22 protein-coding genes are annotated in these 19,138 nt (G+C 61.2%); 10 read left to right on the forward strand and 12 right to left on the reverse strand.

All coding sequences use genetic code 11. The annotated features are described in order from the left end of the window. Nucleotides 1-156: 156 nt before the first annotated feature. Nucleotides 157-1,701: a histidine ammonia-lyase gene (gene hutH / locus CEY11_RS05595; protein WP_088602739.1), complete on the forward strand. Its 1,545-nt coding sequence runs from the start codon at nucleotides 157-159 to the stop codon at nucleotides 1,699-1,701. 90 nt (nucleotides 1,702-1,791) lie between these two features. Here hutH and hutG read toward each other — a convergent pair whose 3' ends face one another. The 4 genes from hutG to CEY11_RS05615 form a co-directional block, all read right to left on the reverse strand. After that, nucleotides 1,792-2,610, reverse strand: a complete 819-nt coding sequence (gene hutG / locus CEY11_RS05600) for an N-formylglutamate deformylase (RefSeq protein ID WP_088602366.1) — start codon at nucleotides 2,608-2,610, stop codon at nucleotides 1,792-1,794. 108 nt (nucleotides 2,611-2,718) lie between these two features. Beyond that, nucleotides 2,719-4,347: a formimidoylglutamate deiminase gene (locus CEY11_RS25660; RefSeq protein WP_233154764.1), complete on the reverse strand. Its 1,629-nt coding sequence runs from the start codon at nucleotides 4,345-4,347 to the stop codon at nucleotides 2,719-2,721. 208 nt (nucleotides 4,348-4,555) lie between these two features. Beyond that, on the reverse strand, nucleotides 4,556-5,788 hold the full coding sequence (gene hutI, locus CEY11_RS05610; RefSeq protein WP_408608102.1) for an imidazolonepropionase: 1,233 nt from the start codon (nucleotides 5,786-5,788) through the stop codon (nucleotides 4,556-4,558). A gap of 13 nt (nucleotides 5,789-5,801) precedes the next feature. Further along, nucleotides 5,802-6,716, reverse strand: coding sequence for a HutD/Ves family protein (locus CEY11_RS05615; protein ID WP_088602368.1), 915 nt, complete (start codon nucleotides 6,714-6,716; stop codon nucleotides 5,802-5,804). Nucleotides 6,717-7,404: 688 nt separating this feature from the next. Between CEY11_RS05615 and CEY11_RS05620 the strand changes: the two genes are divergently transcribed. Next, nucleotides 7,405-8,199, forward strand: a complete 795-nt coding sequence (locus CEY11_RS05620) for an SDR family NAD(P)-dependent oxidoreductase (RefSeq protein ID WP_088602369.1) — start codon at nucleotides 7,405-7,407, stop codon at nucleotides 8,197-8,199. 17 nt (nucleotides 8,200-8,216) lie between these two features. Here the strand turns inward: CEY11_RS05620 and arfB (CEY11_RS05625) are convergent, their stop codons facing one another. The 5 genes from arfB (CEY11_RS05625) to arfB (CEY11_RS05645) form a co-directional block, all read right to left on the reverse strand. Then, the gene (arfB, locus tag CEY11_RS05625; protein ID WP_088602370.1) at nucleotides 8,217-8,618 is read right to left on the reverse strand and encodes an alternative ribosome rescue aminoacyl-tRNA hydrolase ArfB; all 402 of its coding nucleotides are present in this window, start codon (nucleotides 8,616-8,618) and stop codon (nucleotides 8,217-8,219) included. After that, nucleotides 8,615-8,968 carry a DOPA 4,5-dioxygenase family protein gene (locus tag CEY11_RS05630; RefSeq protein WP_088602371.1) on the reverse strand — a complete coding sequence of 118 codons (354 nt, stop codon included), beginning with the start codon at nucleotides 8,966-8,968 and terminating at the stop codon, nucleotides 8,615-8,617. Before CEY11_RS05630 ends, arfB (CEY11_RS05625) begins: the two co-directional genes overlap by 4 nt. A 37-nt stretch (nucleotides 8,969-9,005) precedes the next feature. Then, nucleotides 9,006-9,293: a type II toxin-antitoxin system RelE family toxin gene (locus CEY11_RS05635; protein ID WP_088602372.1), complete on the reverse strand. Its 288-nt coding sequence runs from the start codon at nucleotides 9,291-9,293 to the stop codon at nucleotides 9,006-9,008. Further along, nucleotides 9,283-9,531, reverse strand: a complete 249-nt coding sequence (locus tag CEY11_RS05640; protein WP_088602373.1) for a type II toxin-antitoxin system Phd/YefM family antitoxin — start codon at nucleotides 9,529-9,531, stop codon at nucleotides 9,283-9,285. Before CEY11_RS05640 ends, CEY11_RS05635 begins: the two co-directional genes overlap by 11 nt. Before the next feature lie 109 nt (nucleotides 9,532-9,640). Further along, a complete protein-coding gene (gene arfB, locus CEY11_RS05645) occupies nucleotides 9,641-10,045 on the reverse strand; it encodes an alternative ribosome rescue aminoacyl-tRNA hydrolase ArfB (protein ID WP_088602374.1) in 405 nt (134 codons plus the stop codon). Between the two features lie 482 nt (nucleotides 10,046-10,527). Here arfB (CEY11_RS05645) and CEY11_RS05650 point away from each other — a divergent pair, with 482 nt between their 5' ends. Next, the gene (locus CEY11_RS05650; protein WP_088602375.1) at nucleotides 10,528-11,223 is read left to right on the forward strand and encodes a hypothetical protein; all 696 of its coding nucleotides are present in this window, start codon (nucleotides 10,528-10,530) and stop codon (nucleotides 11,221-11,223) included. Nucleotides 11,224-11,333: 110 nt separating this feature from the next. Here the strand turns inward: CEY11_RS05650 and CEY11_RS05655 are convergent, their stop codons facing one another. Both CEY11_RS05655 and CEY11_RS05660 read right to left on the reverse strand, forming a co-directional pair. Next, nucleotides 11,334-11,657: a helix-turn-helix domain-containing protein gene (locus CEY11_RS05655; RefSeq protein WP_233154730.1), complete on the reverse strand. Its 324-nt coding sequence runs from the start codon at nucleotides 11,655-11,657 to the stop codon at nucleotides 11,334-11,336. After that, nucleotides 11,647-12,027, reverse strand: a complete 381-nt coding sequence (locus tag CEY11_RS05660; RefSeq protein WP_088602376.1) for a type II toxin-antitoxin system RelE/ParE family toxin — start codon at nucleotides 12,025-12,027, stop codon at nucleotides 11,647-11,649. Before CEY11_RS05660 ends, CEY11_RS05655 begins: the two co-directional genes overlap by 11 nt. 433 nt (nucleotides 12,028-12,460) lie before the next feature. Here CEY11_RS05660 and CEY11_RS05665 point away from each other — a divergent pair, with 433 nt between their 5' ends. The 7 genes from CEY11_RS05665 (at nucleotide 12,461) to ubiA (ending at nucleotide 17,935) form a co-directional block, all read left to right on the forward strand. Further along, the gene (locus CEY11_RS05665; protein ID WP_088602377.1) at nucleotides 12,461-13,090 is read left to right on the forward strand and encodes a hypothetical protein; all 630 of its coding nucleotides are present in this window, start codon (nucleotides 12,461-12,463) and stop codon (nucleotides 13,088-13,090) included. A 474-nt stretch (nucleotides 13,091-13,564) separates the two neighbouring features. Then, the gene (ddpX, locus tag CEY11_RS05670; RefSeq protein ID WP_198958836.1) at nucleotides 13,565-14,212 is read left to right on the forward strand and encodes a D-alanyl-D-alanine dipeptidase; all 648 of its coding nucleotides are present in this window, start codon (nucleotides 13,565-13,567) and stop codon (nucleotides 14,210-14,212) included. 93 nt (nucleotides 14,213-14,305) lie between these two features. Then, nucleotides 14,306-14,626: a type II toxin-antitoxin system HigB family toxin gene (locus tag CEY11_RS05675; protein ID WP_332888356.1), complete on the forward strand. Its 321-nt coding sequence runs from the start codon at nucleotides 14,306-14,308 to the stop codon at nucleotides 14,624-14,626. After that, nucleotides 14,616-14,975 (forward strand): helix-turn-helix domain-containing protein, encoded by a 360-nt coding sequence (locus CEY11_RS05680; protein ID WP_088602379.1) that lies wholly within the window; start codon nucleotides 14,616-14,618, stop codon nucleotides 14,973-14,975. The genes CEY11_RS05675 and CEY11_RS05680 overlap by 11 nt, the downstream gene beginning before the upstream one ends. 96 nt (nucleotides 14,976-15,071) lie before the next feature. Next, complete coding sequence (locus CEY11_RS05685) at nucleotides 15,072-15,332, forward strand: hypothetical protein (RefSeq protein ID WP_088602380.1); 261 nt, start codon at nucleotides 15,072-15,074, stop codon at nucleotides 15,330-15,332. A 219-nt stretch (nucleotides 15,333-15,551) separates the two neighbouring features. Further along, nucleotides 15,552-16,754 (forward strand): aminotransferase-like domain-containing protein, encoded by a 1,203-nt coding sequence (locus CEY11_RS05690; protein WP_088602381.1) that lies wholly within the window; start codon nucleotides 15,552-15,554, stop codon nucleotides 16,752-16,754. Between the two features lie 293 nt (nucleotides 16,755-17,047). Further along, nucleotides 17,048-17,935: a 4-hydroxybenzoate octaprenyltransferase gene (gene ubiA / locus CEY11_RS05695; RefSeq protein WP_088602743.1), complete on the forward strand. Its 888-nt coding sequence runs from the start codon at nucleotides 17,048-17,050 to the stop codon at nucleotides 17,933-17,935. Nucleotides 17,936-17,959: 24 nt separating this feature from the next. On the opposite strand, the gene CEY11_RS05700 is transcribed toward ubiA, so the two are convergent. Further along, complete coding sequence (locus CEY11_RS05700) at nucleotides 17,960-18,859, reverse strand: LysR substrate-binding domain-containing protein (RefSeq protein WP_088602382.1); 900 nt, start codon at nucleotides 18,857-18,859, stop codon at nucleotides 17,960-17,962. Between the last annotated feature and the right edge of the window lie 279 nt (nucleotides 18,860-19,138).

The raw sequence follows: 19,138 nt of genomic DNA on the forward strand, positions 1-19,138 counted from the left end.
ACAAGGGGATGACGGTGCGGCCTGGTTTTGCCGTACTGCTTATGCGGCCGCGGCTTCGAGCCGTGTTTTTCGGCACGCTTGCCGCGCCGATCGCCGGCTCGTAAGACGCCGATCGCAAGCCCCGGAAAATAAATGGCAGACAACACAGGCAACACCATGAGCAAACCCATATTGCAGACTCGACCCGGCGCACTGGGCCTGAACGACATACGCCGCATCTGGCGCGGCGAAGTCAGCCTGGGGCTGGCCGCCGGCGCGGTCGAAGCCATGAGCGCCTCGGCGGCCATAGTCGGGCGCATCATCGCCCAGGGCGACGCCGCCTACGGCATCAACACCGGCTTCGGCAAGCTGGCGCACACACGCATCCCGGACGTCGACCTGGAACGCCTGCAGAAAAACCTGATCCTCTCGCATTCCGTGGGCGTGGGCGAGCCGCTGCCCGAAGCCATCGTGCGCCTGGTCATGGCGCTGAAGATCGGCAGCCTGGCGCGCGGCTACTCGGGCATCCGCCCCGAAGTCGTGGCCACCCTGCTGGACATGTACAACGCCGACGTGCTGCCGCACATACCCGCCAAGGGCTCGGTGGGCGCCTCGGGCGACCTGGCGCCCTTGGCGCACATGACGCTGGCGCTGATGGGCGAAGGGCAGGCGAGTTTCCGCGGGCGCCTGATGCCGGCTGCCGACGCGCTGCGCGAGGCCGGTATCCGCCCCGTGGCGCTGGCCGCCAAGGAAGGCCTGGCGCTGATCAACGGTACGCAGGTGTCCACGGCCCTGGCGCTGCACGGTCTGTTCCTGGCGCAGATTCTGTTCGGCAATGCGGTGCTGGTAGGCGCGATGAGCGTGGACGCGGCCAAGGGCAGCGACGCGCCCTTCGACCCGCGCGTGCACGAGATCCGCGGCCAGCCTGGCCAGATCCGCGCCGCCGGCCTGTACCGGCGCCTGCTGGCGGGCAGCGCCATCCGCCAGTCGCACGTGCTCAACGACAACAAGGTGCAGGATCCGTACAGCCTGCGCTGCCAGCCCCAAGTGATGGGCGCGGTGCACGACCTGCAGCGCCAGGCCGCGCAGACTCTGCTGATCGAGGCCAATGCCGTCACCGACAACCCGCTGATCTTCCCTGGCGCCGACGGCCGGCCCGACCAGGTGATATCGGGCGGCAATTTCCACGCCGAGCCGGTGGCCTTCGCGGCCGACACACTGGCGCTGGCGATCGCCGAGACCGGTGCGCTGGCCGAACGCCGCGTGGCGCTATTGATCGACGCCAGCATTTCGGGCCTGCCGCCGTTCCTGGTGCCTTCGGCCGGCCTGAATTCCGGCTTCATGATCGCCCACGTCACGGCCGCCGCCCTGGCCTCCGAGAACAAATCGCTGGCGCACCCCGCCAGCGTCGACAGCCTGCCGACTTCGGCCAACCAGGAAGACCATGTCAGCATGGCCACCTTCGCCGCCCGGCGGCTCGACGAGATGGCGCGCAACACCGCGGCCATCCTCGCCATCGAGTTCCTGTGCGCCGTGCAAGGCATCGACTTCCACGCACCGCTGCAGACCTCGGCCGCGCTGCAGGCGGTGCATCGGCGCATACGCGCCGAAATCCCCTTCTACCAGGAAGACCGCCTGCTGGCCCACGACATCCAGCTCATGACCGAGCGCGTGCTGGATCAGTCGCTGCTGGCCGGGCAGGAAGAGCTGCTGGAACATTGATACGGGTTTGGCGGCGTGCCGCTAAGCGCGTTGCATGGTTGGTATTCTTCTTGGCGTAGCGGCAGCCAGCCGGTCGAGCGGGGCAAACGGTCAACCCTCGTACTTCTTCAACCATTCCAGCGCCAGCTCCACCGCCTGCCGCACCACCACGGCCGCTGCGTCAGCGAGTTCAGGCAGGTACGGATACGGCCGGCTTTCCTGCATGTAGGTGATTTGCGACTGCTCCAGCTGCACCGCATACACGCCTTCGGCGGGCCGGCCGTAATGGCGCGTGATGTAGCCGCCGGTGAAGCGGCCATTGGCCACTGCCGTGTAGCGGCCGTCGCGCGTTGCCAGGTCGGCCAGCGCCTGGCCCAGCCCCGGCGGCGCGCTGGCATCGCGCGCCGTGCCGAAGTTGAAGTCCGGCAAACGCCCCTCGAAAAATCGCGGCACGTGCGAGCGTATCGAATGCGCCTCCCACAGCAGCACCCGGCCGTGCTCGCGGCGCAGCCGCGCCAGCTCGGCCTCGATGGCGGAATGATAGGGTTTCCAGTACAGGTTCAGCCGACGCTGCTGTTCCGCCTCGTCGGGCAGCCCGCCCGCGGGGTACAGCGCTTCCTTGTCGAAGGTGTCCACGGGCAGTAGGCCGGTGGTGTCCTGGCCCGGGTACAGGCTCGCGCCGTCGGGCGGCCGGTTCAGATCGATCACATAGCGCGAATAGCGCGGCTGCAGCACCGAGGCGCCCATGTCCCGCGCAAAAGAATACAGGCGATCCAGGTGCCAGTCGGTGTCGTCATAGTGCTGCGCCACCGGCGTCATGCTGGCCGCGATATCGGGCGGGATCTGCGTGCCCATGTGGGGAATCGAGACCAGTAGGGGGATGGATCCCTGGCTTAGTGTATAGACGGGGGCTTGTTCGGTGTCGCTCATGTCGGGTTCCTTGTTGCAATAGTTCGTTCAGTGCCCTGTTAGGGTGAACAGGCCCTAGACCCATTGGCTTGAGTGCGGATAGCGGCGTCGCCCAGGCCGGCATTCGAATCAACCCAGCAGAGAGCCCAGCGCGCGGCGATAGTCCGCGCGGGCCTGGTCTTCATCGGCGTGGTGGCCGTCGGCCACTCGCTGCACGCCGCCCACATACACATCGCGTATCGGCGTTCCGCCCAGCTCTCCGAACACCACGCCAGATAGCCAGGCCTGCGGCGGCCTGCCCGCCAGCGCGGGGTGATCCGCGTCCAGCACCATGAAATCGGCGCGCCGGCCCGGCGCCAGCCAGCCCGTGGCGCGGCCGCCGGCCTGCGCGCCGCCCGCGGCGGCCGCGTCGAATAGCCGGTCGGCCACCCACGGTTGCGCGGCGCTGGCCAGCACATTGCGTTCGTGGCGCAGCAGGCGCTGCCCATATTCCAGCAGCCGCAGCTCGGATCGCCAGTCCACGCCGATGTGGCTGTCCGAGCCGATGCCATAAACCCCGCCGGCCTCCAGGTATGGCGCGGCAGGAAAAATCCCGTCCCCCAGATTGGCCTCGGTCGTCGGGCACAGCCCCGCCACGGCGCCGCTCGCCACCAGCGCGGCGGTTTCCGCGGTATCCATGTGGGTCGCATGCACCAGGCACCAGCGGCGATCCACCGGGAACTTGTCCAGCAGCCACTGCACCGGGCGCGCGCCCAGGCTGTCCAGGCAGGCCTGCACCTCGCCGGTCTGCTCGGCTACGTGTATGTGTACAGGCGCCCCGGATTTGGGGGCACCCGGCACAGGGGCACCCGGCGTAGGGGCGCCCGGCAAAGGGGCTCCCGGCGTGGTTGTGCCGGGCAGGGTAGCCGCTGTTTGGGCCGTGCCGTGAGAGGTGCCTGACATATGGCTGGGTTCGTGCGTGCTGGCTTGGATCGCGCCTGCAGGGCGGACACCCGCCTGGGCGGCATCCTTTCCGTATGTACCTGAAGATGAGTCCGGATCAGGCTCACCAGGCAAGACCTGATCCAGTCCTTCCAACAGCGCCGCCAAGCCGCCGGCATCCACTGCCCGAAGCGAGTGCGGCGCCACGCCGTAGCGGCGCTGCGGCGTCTCGGGATATTCCGCGCGCAGGCCTTCCAGCAGCCGCAGCAAGCCTTCGGGCGTATTGATGAAGCGCCGTTGGTCGGCGCGCGGCGCCTGACTGCCGAAGCCGCTGTACTGATACAGCACCGGCAGCAGCGTCAGGCCCAGGCCCGACGCCTCGGCCGCCGTAGCGACGCACGCCGCCAGCTCGGCCGGTCGCGCGTAAGGCACGCCGTCCGCGCCATGGTGCACGTAATGGAATTCGCACACCGAGGTATAGCCCGCCTTCAGCATCTCGATATACAGCCAGCGCGCGATCGCGCCCATGCTTTCCGGCGACAGCCGCGCCGCATAGCGGTACATCAGGTCACGCCAGCTCCAGAAACTGTCGGCGGCATTGGCGCGATATTCAGTCAGCCCCGCCAACGCCGCCTGGAAGGCGTGCGAATGCAGATTCGGCATGCCCGGCAGCACCGGCCCACGCACCTGCCGCAAGCTCGGCAGGCCTTCAGCTTCCGTCGCCGACACGTGGCTGCGTACCGCCGTCAGCGTGCCGTGCTCGTTCCATTGCAGCAGCACCTCGGGTTCCCAGCGGCCCTGCAGCCAGGCGTAGGGCGCGTACAGCGCGCCGGGCATAAGCGCCTCTGCCTGCTGGATCGCCGCCTGTCCGGTTCCTGCGCTCACTGATTGGCCCCTATGCCGCTGCACCGCATCTGCACAAGCAGATGTCGCCTGCGTCCTTTGACCGCTTCGGTGATTGCGATAGATGGACGGCCCTCTTCCTGCCGCGCGGCATCCTTGCTCGAGCAAGCGGAGCGCCTTTCGTACCGTTGCGCAGCCATACTCATGCCGTGCGCCCTCGCTTGTCCAGGGCCACCTCGCCATGGCGCACCACCAGGCGGCAGCGATCCAGGCCGCTCCAGTAGGCCAGCTCGGCCAGCGTGTCCACGTTCCAGACCACGAAGTCGGCCGGCGCGCCGGGCTCCAGCCGCCCGCGCACCTGCGGGTGGCCCAGTGCACGCGCAGCGTGCGTCGTCACCCCCGCCAGCGCCTCGCGCACCGTCATGCGAAACAGCGTGCAGGCCATGTTCAGCATCAGCAGCAGCGACGTAGTGGGCGACGTGCCCGGATTGCTGTCGGTGGCAATCGCCATCGGCACGCCGTGCCGGCGCAGCAGGTTCAGCGGCGGCAGCTGTGTTTCGCGGATGAAGTAATAAGCGCCAGGCAACAGCACCGCCACCGTGCCCGCGGCACGCAGCGCCTGCACCCCCGCCTCGTCCAGGTATTCCAGATGGTCGGCCGACAATGCGCCATAGCCGGCCGCCATCGCGCTGCCGCCCATCAGCGACAGTTGTTCCGCGTGTATCTTTACCGGCAGTCCCAGCCCGCGCGCTGCCTGCAGCACCCGCTCGGACTGCGCCAGGCTGAAGCCTATGTTTTCACAGAACACATCCACCGCATCGACCAGACCTTCGCGTGCCAGCGCCGGCAGCATTACGCCACAGACCAGATCGATGTATTCGTCGGGCCGTCCCGCATATTCCGGCGGCAGGGCGTGCGCGCCCAGAAACGTCGTGCTGACAGTTACTGGCCGAGTCTCGCCCAGGCGCCGCGCCACGCGCAGCATCTTGCGTTCCGTCTCCAGATCCAGCCCATAGCCCGACTTGATTTCCATGGCCGTCACGCCCTCGCCTCGCAGCGCATCCAGCCGCCGCAGCGCACTGTCGTACAGCGCTTCCTCGCTTGCGGCGCGCGTGGCACGCACCGTCGAAACAATACCGCCGCCGCGGCGCGCAATCTCTTCATAGCTGGCGCCCGCCAGCCGCTGCGCAAACTCCTCGGCGCGATTGCCGCCGTACACCAGATGCGTGTGGCAGTCGATCAGCCCCGGCGTAACCAGCGCGCCCGCCAAGTGGCGCCGATCGCCCACGTCGCGCAAGGCCTCTGGCAATTCTTGCGCCGGCCCGCACCATTCCACCGTGTCGTCGCGCACCGCTATGACGGCATCGTCGATGACATGTTCCGGATCCGCGGCCGGCGCCACCCGGGCGTGAGTCCACAGCGTCATAGTGCTCATGTGGCGGCCTCTGTCATGTGGTGGCCTCTGTGGTGGTGCTAATGTCGTTGCCGGTACCGGTTATGGCCGAGTTGTCGGTAGCGGCCTGGGTGTCGCGAGCGGTATCCGTACGTGGCTCTGAGGCTTCCAGACGTACATCGATCAGGCGTGCGGCCGGTTCGGCCATATCCACGGCCAGCGTAAGCGCCGTACCGGCCACCATATCCAGGCGCAGCGTGTCGCCCTCGCTCAACTCCAGCCGAGCACGCGCTGCAGGCAGCCCTGCAGCGTCTGGCCAATCCGCATCCAGCGGCGTCACCGCGCAGGTGCCGGCCGCGCAATACAGTATTGCCGTACCCGTACCCGTACCCGTACCCGTACCCGTACCCGTACCCGTACCTATGCCTGCATCTGTACCTGTGTTTGTTCTTATGCCCGAACTTGAGCCCAACACCAACGTTTGGGGCAATTGTTGTACCGTGATCCGTGCAGCGATTGCGCCGCGCCGACTCATTACATTGAAGTCCCGCGTGGGGCCGGCCGGCAACTGCGCGCTTACCGCGGCCTCGCCGGCAAAATGCCAGGGTTCCCAGCGGCCCAGTTCATGGATGTTGCCGTTCTCATTTGCGCCGCTGCTCGCATGCGCGCCGCCACGTTCATGAACACCACCCTCATAAGCGCCGCCGTCCCCGGTGAGCAGCAGCATAGGCCCGCCCCGCAGCAGCACAATGCTGCGGTCGATCTCCGGAAAGCGCGAGAACGGCCCGGGCCGTTCCACATCGGCCACACTGATGCGCCAAAGAAAAGTGTCATAGCCCGCGCCCGGCGGCTCGCAGACAATCTCACGCGTCACCCCGCCGCCATTTTTCCAAGGCGCCGCGCGCAGCTCAGTTGCGCGAATCAACTGCGCGCGCGAGGCTGCTGCATGGAGCTGTGGCCGATCTGTCATGAGACTGTCTCGATGATTCGTTGCGACGGTGTCGCGCTGCGCGCCCGCACGGCACGGGGCTGCAGAGCCACGCAATAGCAGGGCGTTACGCCATGCCCGGCAAATGCGAAAAGGCGCAATTGTTTTGTATATACAATTATTCATTAATTGCGGGAAGTTGGCAATTGCTGGTCAGCCGTTGCTTAGCCACGATACCCAATGGTCACTGACAATAAAGTTCTGTTCCGTGGCAATAAGCTCTATGCCAGCCATTCAGCGACAATAAGATCTGTTCCGAAACGGGCTTATCCACAGGTTTTCAGTGACAATAACTCCTGTTCCTCCCTATGAGTATGAGGGTCAAGGCCAACCCCAGTGAACAGGAGCTATGAGGCCATCTGCGTGGCCGGTTCGGGCAATATCAGGCCGTCTTTGGAAGTCATACGTCGCGCTCTGATGAGTTCCGCTATCGCACCAGCCCCTGTTTCCAAGGGGCGTAAGATGCCACCTTGAGGTTTAATCAAAACGAAGCAAGAACTTGACACTTCGCCGGGTACAAAGCCTCCCGCGGTCTGGAGAACAGACGCGTCGCACTTGTAAGGGGTGGCGCAATGGGTGTTGGGGCGGCTGTGGGTTTAGCTGCCTTGCTTTGAATTGCGGCGCAAACCCTGATTATCTCCAACAGCTTTAAATATCTTCAAAACTTAATATGACAATTCTCTACTCCTCTTTACCGGTCTGTGTCGTAACCGGCGCCGCGCGCGGCATCGGGCTCGCAACCATTCGATGGTTTCTGGCTCACGGCCACCAGGTGGCCATGCTCGACATCGATGCCGAGGAACTCACAAAAGCCGCACTCGAATATCAAGGTGACAAGCGCGTACTTGCGCTGCCCTGTGACGTGTCGAGCCCCGAGCAAGTGCAAGAGACCGTGGCGCGGGTCGAGGCGCACTTTGGCCGCATCGATGCGCTGGTGAACAATGCCGGCGTTGCTGTGTTCAAGACCTTGGGCACGACCTCGTTCGAAGAATGGCGCTACGTAATGGCGACAAACCTGGATGGCGCCTTCCTCTGCTCGCAAGCCTGCGTGCCCGTGATGTTAAAGAACGGCGGCGGTTCAATCGTCAACATCGCGTCGATCTCGGGATTGCGCGCCAGCACCTTGCGCGTTGCCTATGGCACCAGTAAGGCAGCGCTCATCCACCTTACGCGCCAGCAGGCGGTTGAATTCGGAACCATGGGAATCCGGGTCAACGCAATCGCGCCAGGGCCCGTCGAAACCGAAATGGCCAAGAAAGTCCATTCGGCAGCAATTCGGGCCGACTATTACGACAGTATTCCGCTCGGCCGCTATGGCACTATGGAAGAAATTGCGTCGGCGGTCGGTTTTTTGTGCACACCGGACGCCAGCTATGTGAATGGCCAAGTGCTCGCCGTCGACGGCGGATTCGATGCAGCGGGCGTCGGTTTGCCAACTCTACGCCGTGAGGCCGGTGAACGCTAAATGCTTTGAAGTCTTCCTTAGGCCACGCGCTCCCGTCCCGCTTTCACCTCGCTGCGACGCGCCTTGTTTTCGAGGCGGCGCCGCTGCGATGCCCGGGTCGGGCGCGTTGCCACACGGACTTTGCGGGTGGTGCAAACGCTGGCGATCAAGGCTTCGAGGCGCTCCAGCGCTGCGGCGCGATTCTGCTCCTGAGTACGGTATTCCTGCGCCTTGATGATGATCACACCATCGCGTGTCACGCGTCGGTCGTGAAGTGCCAATAGACGCTTTTTCAGCGCTTCCGGCAACCCGGAAGCCCGCACGTCAAAACGCAAATGGATAGCGCTCGACACTTTGTTCACATTCTGCCCACCCGCGCCCTGTGCACGCACGGCGACAAGTTCAATTTCGTGAGGAGCGACGGTGTAGCGTGTGGTCATTGACTTAATGCGGACAGAACCAGATCGTAAGAGCGGCCGATCCAGGCCGCAGAATCGCGATGATCGCGCACGGCGTCACCCGTATTGGGATGCACGAAAATATCGAGAGCGCCGTGGTTCAGCGTCAACCAACTGATCAATTCCGTGAAACAACCCACAGTAAACGCAATCTGAAACGACCACTGCGGATGAGGCCCGACCGGGCGTTCGTGAAACCGGCCGAGTTGCACGGAAGCGCCGAAACGTCGATCGATCTCCTGCCGGAAAGCCCAGGCGGCATCGCGGCTTGCCGCGTCGAAATAGACATGGGCATGCCAGTTGTCGATGTGGTTTGTGTCGAGAATAGTCATGTCGCTCCGTCTTACTACCTATCTTCGTTGCCGAGCATCAGTGCTTGGCTGCTGTGGCATAGGCCGCATTGCGTTCGCGCTTGACGACGGCGACAACGACTACGACTACGACGACCTCTACGTCGCGTACTTCATAAACCAGCCGATAGCCACTAGATTTCAGCTTGATTTTGTACCGATCGGCGTGGCCAGACAGTTTGGCAGCTGGCACGCGTGGGTCGTGCACACGCTCAGCAAGCTTTTTCTTGAATTGTTCGCGCAGTGTGCTGTCGAGCTTGTGCCATTCTTTCAAGGCCTCGTCTTTGAACTTCAGCCTATAGGTCATCCAGGGAGGCCTCGATTTCCGCTTGGCCTTGGCGAGCATCGGCGATAGCGTTCAGCTCAAGGTCTTCCAGTCGGTTCAGCAGGGCTTCATAGGCTTTTGCAGGGACGCAATAGAACGCGGGCTCGTTGCGGTTGAGAATGGCTACAGGCGCCCCTTCGCCCGCCGCCACGGTGCCCATGGGGTTGCGCTTGAGTTCGGAAACGCTGGCCGTCGTTTCAGCGAGAACGGTGTGAGCCATATATAGCTTCCTCAAGAAGTATTATTAGTAGCTCTCACAATAGCGCTTTTAATTGTGCTTTTCAACGGACGAATCCGCTTGAAACAGACGGGCGATGACTCCGGCTTATTCAGTCGGACACACGCCCTCGTCCTGCTTTCACCTCGCTGCATTGCGCCTTGTTCTCAAGGCGACGCCGCTGCGATGCCCGGGTCGGACGCGTTGGCACACGGACTTTGCGGGTTGTGCGAACGCTGGCGATCAATGCTTCGAGGCGCTCCAGCGCCGCGGCGCGATTCTGCTCCTGGGTGCGGTATTCCTGCGCCTTGATAATGATCACGCCATCGCGTGTCACTCGCCGGTCGTGGAGTGCCAATAGGCGATTCTTCAGCACTTCGGGCAGCCCGGAAGCTCGCACGTCAAAACGCAAATGGATAGCGCTCGACACTTTGTTCACATTCTGCCCACCCGCGCCCTGCGCACGCACGGCGACGAGTTCCATTTCGTGGGGGGCGACGGTGTAGCGTGTGGTCATTGACTTAATGCGGACAGAACCAGCTCATAAGAGCGGCCGAGGCGCTCCGACGTCTACAATTTCTTTGCGAGCGAGATAATTCACGCCGCAAGACATAGTGATAACGGACGGCGGCTTCCGACCCGCAAGAGACGGCCATTCATCAACCGCAAAGTGGACTGTCATATCCTCTGCACGACCATGCCAACGAATGAAAAAGCGAGCTCAGTACAGTTAAGCTATCTCAATACCGAGGCTATAGTGAAGAAGGTAGCGAACGCGCTCGCGGAACTGATCCAGCAGTCGTATCTAACGCAAAACAGGCGTACCGGGAGCCATGAAAACTTTATATCTGTGTTTCTACACGGCTTATCGATTGCTAAGCTAGGCTGCAAGCCACTTTGCGGAGGAAATCATGCCTAGGATATCCCGCATCGCCCAGGTTATTCCGCACGTTTTGCGGGATACATTACGTTAGGCCCCCCAACCAGCAGGAGCGTACATTGCCATCCGCCCGACAAGAACTGATTGCTGAGCTAGAGCAGATCCTTGCTGCCCTACGTGAAGATCGACTGTATCCCGAGGAAATGCAACGCCGGTTCATCTATCCCATGAGCAGTCTGGGTGTTCATCGGCACTTACTGGAGGTAGAGTCACAGATCCGAAGCCTTCGTGAAGAGGTTTTGCGGAGTCGCGACAAGCCCGTACGCTGTGCCTACACCGAAGACAGAGGCCAAGTCATTCATATGCTCACCGGCGTATCCGGTGAGGTGGAACGCGATCACAAGTACCTCAAGAAGAAATCTCATTCGAACGAATGGCTGATCATCACCGATCCCTACTTTCTGCAGTGGGACGGTCCAAACAAGGCATTTCCCTCCGAGAAGAAGTACACCGATTACATCGTTGACTACATCCCGCGGGAACTCAAAAAGCTTGAGCTATTCATTCTCCCTGATCCTAACAAGCGGATACTCAAGAAATTCAATGATCGGGTTCGAGGCAGAGGTACCCAGGTGTCGTACTGGCCGACGACCGAAATCCATGATCGAACGATCATTCGAGATAACATGACTGGCACTCTGATGGGAACCTCGTTTGGAGGCCTTGGCAACAAGCTGGCGTTTGTGCTTGATATTCCAGACCAAGACCTGAAAATGTTTATGGAACAACTCAATCGAATCCGCGGAGTGGCCTGACGCCTAACCTCTTGGTCAACCGGACGTGCCTACCACACGCCGGTTACCTCAAACGTTGAACGACTGCATTTCCTTTGTCCGATTGACTGCTTCTGGCCGTGATCCGCCCTTCAAAGAACGGCCTCCAACCCTTTTCGGTCTAGCAAATTCAAAAGCTTTAGCGATGGGCCGCTGGGCTTTTTGTCGCCTTGCTCCCATTTTCGAATGGTCGAAACGCTGGTGTTGAGTATTGCTGCCAGCACCGCTTGGCTGACCTTGAGCTTCTTGCGCATGGTTCTGATTTCTTCGCTGTCGTAGGCGGGAATTGGCTCAAGGCAGAGTGCATCATACTGGCGCATCCGGCGTTTGGTGATGAGCCCTTTGCGATGCAGGCCGCTGGCCGTCTCGTGCACGGCGGCAAGGACGGGGCTTTTTAGTTTGGTCTTACTGGTCACGGCAGATTTCCTGTAACGATCCGTCCTCGACGGCTTCCTTCAATTGCGCTTGTGTCAATTGCAGCAGGTCGGCAGCTAGGGATTGCAGCGCTTCCAGTTCTGTGTCGTTGACATTGGCTCTGACGTTCTTGGCAAACCCGAACATGAAAAACCAGCGATCCCCCTTGTTGGTCGCGACCAGTGTGCGCATGCCTTTGCGCTTCCCTCGCCCTTCAACAGGGACACGCTTCTTGACGACACAGCCGCCAAGGTCGGCGTCAATCAGACCTTGATGCATTTCGATGACGGCCTTGCACAAGGCCTTCTCGGTCAGGTTTATCTTGCGCATCCAGCGTTGGAAATGGCGAGTTATGAACGATTGCTGTGCCATGGATATTATGCCACTTAGTGATACTATTCTCTAGTTGGAAAAGTGCCATTCCGTGCCAGACTGGCGATCGAGATCACGCGACTGGTCGGCCCGCCACCGTGATGTCGGGCGCGTGTGACCGCAGGGTCAGGAGCACCATCGCTTCCACATGTCCGGTTGCCTGTATGCCTGCTGATGGGTTGGGCACATCGCCGGTTGTACCCTCTGGCCAGCCTCGCGACCATTGGGCAAATTCAGCCAGCCCTGTTGCGATGCGGAATTTCCAATGTATTTATTGGCGGTAAGCTGCGAGTATTGCCAGGAAATGTTTGATCTTATTGTTGCCAAGATGTCTTGCGGGCGGCGGATTTCTCCGGTTGTGAACAGCCTTCCCGGTTAAATGTTGGCTTCCACAATCACTGTCATAATCAGATCCAGAAGAGGGGGCGTGGTCATGGAATACGACGAAGACGCTGCGTCGGAGCAACGCGTGGTGATACGCCTGGCAGCAGAGGGTGCGAAGCGCACGCACGAAACCCTGTCCGACGAGCAGATCCAGGCTGCGATCAAGGCATTTGCGCGGGTGACGCCGCCGCGGCTGCCCGAAGAAAAGATAGACATAACCTTCGGGCTGATAACGGTTGATATGTTGCGTAATGTGCCCTCGGCGGAATCTCGCAAGCCGGGCAATGTGGTTTTGAACTGGCGCAAGCTTGTCGATATCGTTCCCGATATATATTTTGCTGGGCTTGGCGCCGCGACGGCTCCCCTCGCACCGGCATTGTCGATGATCTTTGCCGGACTCTATATCTGGAACAAATTATGGAAAGGCAGTGCAGAGGATTTCAGCAAAGACGAAGCCATAGCGATATTGGCGCTATGGAAGAACCGGGATGCAGGAAACAAGATCGGTGAGGACGATGGTTTGATGAGGACGAATGAGCTGCGAGTCCGCTACGATCTGCCCCCGATAAGCCGGGGCCAGTTTGCTGCGATTGTGGATCGATTCGTAGGAATCAATTGTATAGAGCTTGAAAACGGCGTCATTTGGCTGCGGGAGTCGATACGCGTAAGGTATGGATAGCGTGCCGCTCGGCAGCATTCCATGGTGTGCGGGCCGATTCAAATACCCGGCGCAAATACCCAGCGGTTGCCACCGTAATTCTGAATACTGTTGCCGAGCTACCCAGCGTACGCTTCCGGGCAGGGGCGCAATGCCTGCCAGGGACTAGCAATCCGCCCCCAGAAGCAGTCTAATCAAGGTATGGCCCTTACCGGGGTATTCCAAATGGAGAGTGGCCATGGTTACGACTCCCATCATTGAGCTGTTCATAGGTCTGGGGGCGGCCTGCTCCCTGATTCTGTTGTGCGCGCTGGTGTATTTGATCAGGCGCGAGCGTCGCCGGCATAGAGGCTGATACCTGCCTGGCAGTATGCGGGCTCAGGATTCCGGCGCGGCCGGGGCGCAACACCGGCTCAGCCATGACAGCGGGCGGCATATTTCCGATATGCTGGCTTGCGCCTTGTGGCGCGACAAGGCGATAGGGCGCAAGTACATATGCAAGAAAACCTGGAATCCGGCACCTTGCGGGGTGCCTCCCAGCTTACCGCGGAAACATCTGCCCTTCCCGCGGGGGCATCTTCCGTGGCCGGCAGCGAGCTGGTGGAAATCACCTCCTCGCAATACCGGGTGGACATAGACTTAGTCTATGCCACCGCCAACAATTTCGCCGGCCGCCCGGTATACGCGCAGGCGCGCTGCGCCTTGCGCCCGGAGGCGGCTGCGTGCCTGTTGCACGCAGCGCGTGCCGCGTATCGCGCTGGTTATAGGCTGAAGGTCTTCGATGCGTATCGTCCGCCGCGCGCACAGCAGATATTCTGGGCGCTATGCCCCGACCCGCGCTATATCGCCGATGCCAGTCAGGGGTCGAATCACACGCGCGGCGTGGCGGTGGACGTGACCCTGATGGACGCGCACGGCAAGCCGCTGGACATGGGTACTGGCTTCGATGCCATGGAAGACCTTTCGCACCACGACCGCGACGATCTGCCGCAGCAGGTGCAGCGCAATCGCTGCTTGCTGCTGGGCATTATGCTGCAAGCGGGTTTCTGTTCCATCGCCACGGAATGGTGGCATTACGAGCTGCCTGATTCGAAGAGTTATGCGCTGCTGGATGACTCTGTCGTGACGGCGGTGCCGGAGTGAAGTGCCACGTATGGATGATGTATTTATGACGGCGTATTTTCCAGGCTTGAGTAGGGTGGCCGAGACCTAGTATAATTCTCCCAAAACGGGAGAATGAGTGAAGATGTGAGGATCATCGCAAAGAGCACCCTGAAAAAATTCTGGGAGCGGCCTGGGCGTGAAGACTCCCGAGGGCCACTCGAAAGCTGGCATGACGAGGTGCTTGCAGCCAACTGGCGATCGCCTCAGGCAATCAAGAACCAATACCGTAGCGCAAGCATGTGTGGCAATAACAGGGTTGTGTTCAACATAGGCGGGAACAAATACCGTCTAGTGGTACAAATGCATTATCAGGCGCAGATTGTCTGGGTCAAATTCCTTGGTACACACGCCGAATACGATTTGATCGATGTGGAGACCGTCAATGAATATTAATCCCATCCGCAACGACGATGACCTGCAGCAAGCGTTTCAGCGTCTCGAGGCTGTGTTCCAAGCCGAAGAAGGAACTCCCGATGCAGACTTGAGGGATGTCCTGGTGGCTCTGATCGAAGCTTATGAAAACCGGCACTACCCGATCGGCCCTGCCGACCCCGTCGAGGCGATCAAATTCAGAATGGATCAGCAGGGCCTGGCTCCGCGCGATCTGGAGCCTTTCATAGGCCCCAGCGGAAGGGTATCCGAGATCCTGAACAGGAAACGCCCGTTGACGCTGCGCATGATACGGCGGCTGCATGACGGGCTTCGCATTCCATACGAAAGCTTGTTGGCCGAGCCAGGCTGATCATCAGTTCTCGAGACGCTTTCAGGCAGGCGGTTCGTGCGGCTTACGCGGCCGTGCAAAGTTTTCCTCTGTAACTCTGCTATCGAGGATAGCCTGGTGCTGGCGCGCTATTTCGAGGCGTGCCAGGAAAGCATCGAGAAGGCGCTCCAGCTGTATGAGAACACGCGGCGCGAACGTACGGCAAAGATCGTGCGCAGCTCGGCCGCCCAGGTCACGCGTGTGCATTCGTCGGAACTGGCCAACCCGGAAGGTTCCGCGCAATATGTGGCGCGCGAATGGGGCAATAAAGAAGTGGGCGATCGCTATCAATGGATCTATGGCTACGACGCACGCACTGCACCCTTGGGCGAGTCTTAGGCGAATGGCATGTCGGGCATGGCCAAGAAACAGAATCAATAGCCAGCCCTGCCCGATGCCCGGTGAGGCTGGAGCGGCCGGATCCCTTGCCTGGCCGCTGCCCCGCCAGCGGCCTCCTGCCAGCAAATTCTTGAAACTTGCAGTAATCTAGGGGCCTACACACTGTCGGGCGCCCTTGGCGCCTTTTTGCGTCGTATCTCTTTATACTTCCCCAGAATCATGAATGCCCCCCTACCGCCGTCCCGCTATGCCTTCTCGCAACGCGCCTGCAACCTTACCAGTTCGGCCATACGCGAGATTCTCAAGGTCACTGAAAGGCCTGAGATCATTTCTTTTGCCGGCGGGCTGCCGGCGCCGCAGGGGTTTCCGGTAGAGGTCATGCAGGCTGCATACGACCGCGTGCTCAGCCAGCAGGGCCGGGTGGCCCTGCAATACGGCCCTACCGAAGGCTACGCGCCGCTGCGGGCCTGGGTTGCGGAAGACCTGAAGCGTGTCGGCGCGCATGATATCTCGCCCGATGAAGTGCTGATCGTCTCGGGTTCGCAGCAGGCGCTGGACATGCTGGGCAAGTTGTTCATCGACCCGGGCAGCAAGGTGCTGGTCGAGGCCCCCAGCTACCTGGGCGCGCTGCAATCGTTCTCGCTGTTCGACCCCGCCTACGTGTCGGTGCCCACCGACCAGGGCGGCCTGATGCCGCAAGGCCTGACCGATGAACGCGTGCGCGATGCGCGCTTCATCTATGCGCTGCCCAATTTCCAGAACCCGACCGGCCTGACGCTGAACCTGCAGCGACGCCAGGAACTGGTCGAGCGCTGCGCCGCGGTGGGCCTGCCTATTATCGAGGACGACCCCTACGGCGACCTGCGTTACGCCGGCGAGGCACTGCCGGGCCTGCTCGGACTGGGCCGCGCGGTGGGGGCTACCGTGATCCGCCTCGGCTCATTTTCCAAGGTGCTGGCCCCGGGCCTGCGCCTGGGCTATATTGCCGCGTCGCGTGAAATCATTTCCAAGCTGGTGCAGATCAAGCAGGCCACCGACCTGCATACCGCCACGCTGACGCAGATGGCCGTTTACGAAACCGTGAAAAGCGGCTTCCTGGCGACGCACTTGCCCAGCGTGCGCGAGCTGTACCGCAAGCAGTGCGGTTTCATGCTGGATGCCATGGCCGAGCATTTCCCGGCCACCTGCAGCTGGACGCGCCCCGAGGGCGGGATGTTCATCTGGGTCACGCTGCCCGAACATATAGACAGCGGCGAACTGCTGGCGCGTGCCGTAGAGCGCAATGTGGCCTTCGTGCCGGGTGCGCCGTTTTATACTGACGCGGTGCGCCCGAACACCATGCGCCTGAGTTTCGTCACTGTGCCCGAAGACAAGATCCGTTCGGGTATCGCGGTGCTGGGCGAGCTGATCCGCCAGAGCTGATATTGGCAAGGCCGGCGCCGCCGGCCGGTTCGGCGGGCTTGGTTTTCCCAGATGCTCTGTGCTCGGGCTGGTGGTGTAATTCCGTTTTTGAATTGATCGTGAATGCGCAAGCGCGCACGCAAGCGAAGCGCAGACAGCGCACCTAATACGGCAAGCGAAGCTGATTAAGTGCATGATTCTGACTAAGCACACGATTGATTTAGAAATGGATTAATCCGTTTAATCTCAGTAGTGAGCGCAGCACCTTGAGCATAGCCCCAGAGACTTCGTCTTCCATCCCCGACCTGTCCGACATGCGGCCCGACGACTGGGTCGAGCGCTGGCTGCCGCGCTCGTGGGGGCCTTATGCGCGGCTGTGCCGGCTCGACCGCCCGGTGGGCACCTGGCTGACGCTGCTGCCCTGCCTGGCCGCGCTGGTGCAGGCCGCCGGCGGCTGGCCGACGCTGTGGCGCCTGTTCATTTTTTCGCTGGGCGCGCTGCTGATGCGCGGCATCGGCTGCACCATCAACGATATCTTCGACCGAGATTTCGACCGCCGGGTCGAGCGCACGCGCTTCCGGCCGCTGACTAGCGGCCAGATCAGCCTGCGGCAGGCCCTTTATTTCTTGTTCGGCCAACTGGTGGTGTGCGCCTTGCTGCTGCTGGCGATCAACGCCTACAGCCGCTGGCTGGCCTTGCTGCTGCTGCCCTTCGTGGTGGTGTATCCGCTGTGCAAGCGTTTCACCTACTGGCCGCAAGTGGTGCTGGGCATCGCTTTCAATTGGGGCATGCTGATGGCCTGGTCCGACACGCGCGACATGGTGCCGCTGGCCGGCATCGCCATGTGGGTCGGCGCCGTGCTCTGGCAAGTGGGCTACGACTCCATCTATGCCTATGTGGATGTGCGCGACGATCTGGAGCTGGGCCTGCATTCCACCGCCATGCGCTTCGCCGACAACGGCAAGCTATGGATCAGCGGCTTCTACGTCGCCACCATGCTGTTGTGGCTGTATGCCGGCGTGGCCCTGCACATGGCCTGGGGCTATTACCTGGTCATGGCCGTCATCGCCGCGCATTTCGTCTGGCAGATGCTGCTGTTCAGCCTGCAGCGCCCCGATCGCAGCTTCATGCTGTTCCGCGCCAATATCTGGGTGGGGGTGCTGATGATCGTCGCCGCGCTGGGCGGCACGCTGTTGGGCTGATCAGTGTGATCTTGATATGTTCATTTATGATCCTTTCACAAGATCATGCATCAATGTTACGAAGGTCTTGGAAATCCGCGACATGGGTTCATGGCACCGATGAATAATCCGGCTCTGTAGTACGGGGGCTCCGGATATGGTCATTATCCTGAGCCCGCGCGAGCCGTGCGAGAACTCCTCCGCCGAGTACCTATCCACTATGCCGCTCGCTTCGATTCCGGCTCTAATGAGGCTACAGGTCTCATGGGGAGTGCCGGCCTGGGCACGTATGCTTTTGGGGTATCCGCTGTTGGCAAATATTTCGTCAAGCAGCAAGCCAAACGGTGTGCCTGGCTCGTAACTTACGATAGGATGGCGGCACAAGTCGCGGGCTGTAACCTGTACGCGCTTGGCCAGCGGGTGCCCATTCGCTACGACGCATACGATAGGAACGTTACAAAGCTTGATGGCGCCCAGATTGGGGTGCTCCATCGGAAAAAGGGTGATTCCCAGGTCTGCCTGCTGGTTCAGCATCCGTTCCTTGAGTTCGGACTGTCGAACACATTCCAATCCAATGCCAATGTTGGGGTGTGCCCGCTGAAATTGGCTGAGCGCGCGCGGGACGAGAGAGCCTCCAATCGTAGCGTGCGCGGCTATCCGCAAGCTGCCGCGCTGGTTTTCGAGTAGCTCTCGGGCAACCGTATTTACCTTCTGTATACCGAGGTAGGCGTTTTCGACTTCAATGAACAGCCGGCGAGCCTCGGGGGTGGCATGTAGCCGCCCCTTGATACGCTCGAACAGGGCCATTCCCAGCGTAAGCTCCGCATGCGCCAACAGGCGACTGACTGCTGGTGGAGAGACATACAGCAGTTTCGAGGCACCGTTAATGGTGCCTGTCAGCATGACGGCTCGGAATACCTCGATTTGACGCAGATTGAGTGCCATGTCAACGATATCCTGGCATAGCCGTCTTTGGCCCGTCAGGGCTGCTCAGCGAGCCGCAAGCATACAGCCTTTCTCTCTATGCCGGCAAGCCGGGGCCGGGAGAGATCCGAGTGAAGTCTCGTGGCCGAGAACGGCGGTCGGGCTTGGTGGCTGCACCCTCGGAGCGTCTTGAAGGGCTTAACCTGGTGTTACGCCTGCCATACATAAAGGCAAGCGACTATATGATCCGATAGGCTTAATATCCATGCTTGCCTTCCAGGAATATAAGAAAACACCCGA

Origin of the sequence: Candidimonas nitroreducens (assembly GCF_002209565.1) — a bacterium.
Lineage (GTDB): Bacteria > Pseudomonadota > Gammaproteobacteria > Burkholderiales > Burkholderiaceae_B > Candidimonas > Candidimonas nitroreducens.

Excerpts from the sequence above, each read along its gene's own strand:
- ddpX (WP_198958836.1), top strand. The coding sequence starts at position 13,565 with ATGCAAGAAAACCTGGAATCCGGCACCTTGCGGGGTGCCTCCCAGCTT.
- CEY11_RS05665 (WP_088602377.1), top strand. The coding sequence starts at position 12,461 with ATGGAATACGACGAAGACGCTGCGTCGGAGCAACGCGTGGTGATACGC.
- CEY11_RS05680 (WP_088602379.1), top strand. The coding sequence starts at position 14,616 with ATGAATATTAATCCCATCCGCAACGACGATGACCTGCAGCAAGCGTTT.
- hutH (WP_088602739.1), top strand. The coding sequence starts at position 157 with ATGAGCAAACCCATATTGCAGACTCGACCCGGCGCACTGGGCCTGAAC.
- CEY11_RS05675 (WP_332888356.1), top strand. The coding sequence starts at position 14,306 with ATGAGTGAAGATGTGAGGATCATCGCAAAGAGCACCCTGAAAAAATTC.
- CEY11_RS05615 (WP_088602368.1), bottom strand. The coding sequence starts at position 6,716 with ATGACAGATCGGCCACAGCTCCATGCAGCAGCCTCGCGCGCGCAGTTG.
- ubiA (WP_088602743.1), top strand. The coding sequence starts at position 17,048 with ATGCGGCCCGACGACTGGGTCGAGCGCTGGCTGCCGCGCTCGTGGGGG.
- hutI (WP_408608102.1), bottom strand. The coding sequence starts at position 5,788 with ATGAGCACTATGACGCTGTGGACTCACGCCCGGGTGGCGCCGGCCGCG.
- arfB (WP_088602374.1), bottom strand. The coding sequence starts at position 10,045 with ATGACCACACGCTACACCGTCGCCCCCCACGAAATGGAACTCGTCGCC.
- CEY11_RS05700 (WP_088602382.1), bottom strand. The coding sequence starts at position 18,859 with ATGGCACTCAATCTGCGTCAAATCGAGGTATTCCGAGCCGTCATGCTG.
- CEY11_RS05620 (WP_088602369.1), top strand. The coding sequence starts at position 7,405 with ATGACAATTCTCTACTCCTCTTTACCGGTCTGTGTCGTAACCGGCGCC.
- CEY11_RS05630 (WP_088602371.1), bottom strand. The coding sequence starts at position 8,968 with ATGACTATTCTCGACACAAACCACATCGACAACTGGCATGCCCATGTC.
- CEY11_RS05635 (WP_088602372.1), bottom strand. The coding sequence starts at position 9,293 with ATGACCTATAGGCTGAAGTTCAAAGACGAGGCCTTGAAAGAATGGCAC.
- hutG (WP_088602366.1), bottom strand. The coding sequence starts at position 2,610 with ATGAGCGACACCGAACAAGCCCCCGTCTATACACTAAGCCAGGGATCC.
- CEY11_RS05690 (WP_088602381.1), top strand. The coding sequence starts at position 15,552 with ATGAATGCCCCCCTACCGCCGTCCCGCTATGCCTTCTCGCAACGCGCC.
- CEY11_RS05640 (WP_088602373.1), bottom strand. The coding sequence starts at position 9,531 with ATGGCTCACACCGTTCTCGCTGAAACGACGGCCAGCGTTTCCGAACTC.
- CEY11_RS05660 (WP_088602376.1), bottom strand. The coding sequence starts at position 12,027 with ATGGCACAGCAATCGTTCATAACTCGCCATTTCCAACGCTGGATGCGC.
- CEY11_RS25660 (WP_233154764.1), bottom strand. The coding sequence starts at position 4,347 with ATGCCCGGCGCGCTGTACGCGCCCTACGCCTGGCTGCAGGGCCGCTGG.
- arfB (WP_088602370.1), bottom strand. The coding sequence starts at position 8,618 with ATGACCACACGCTACACCGTCGCTCCTCACGAAATTGAACTTGTCGCC.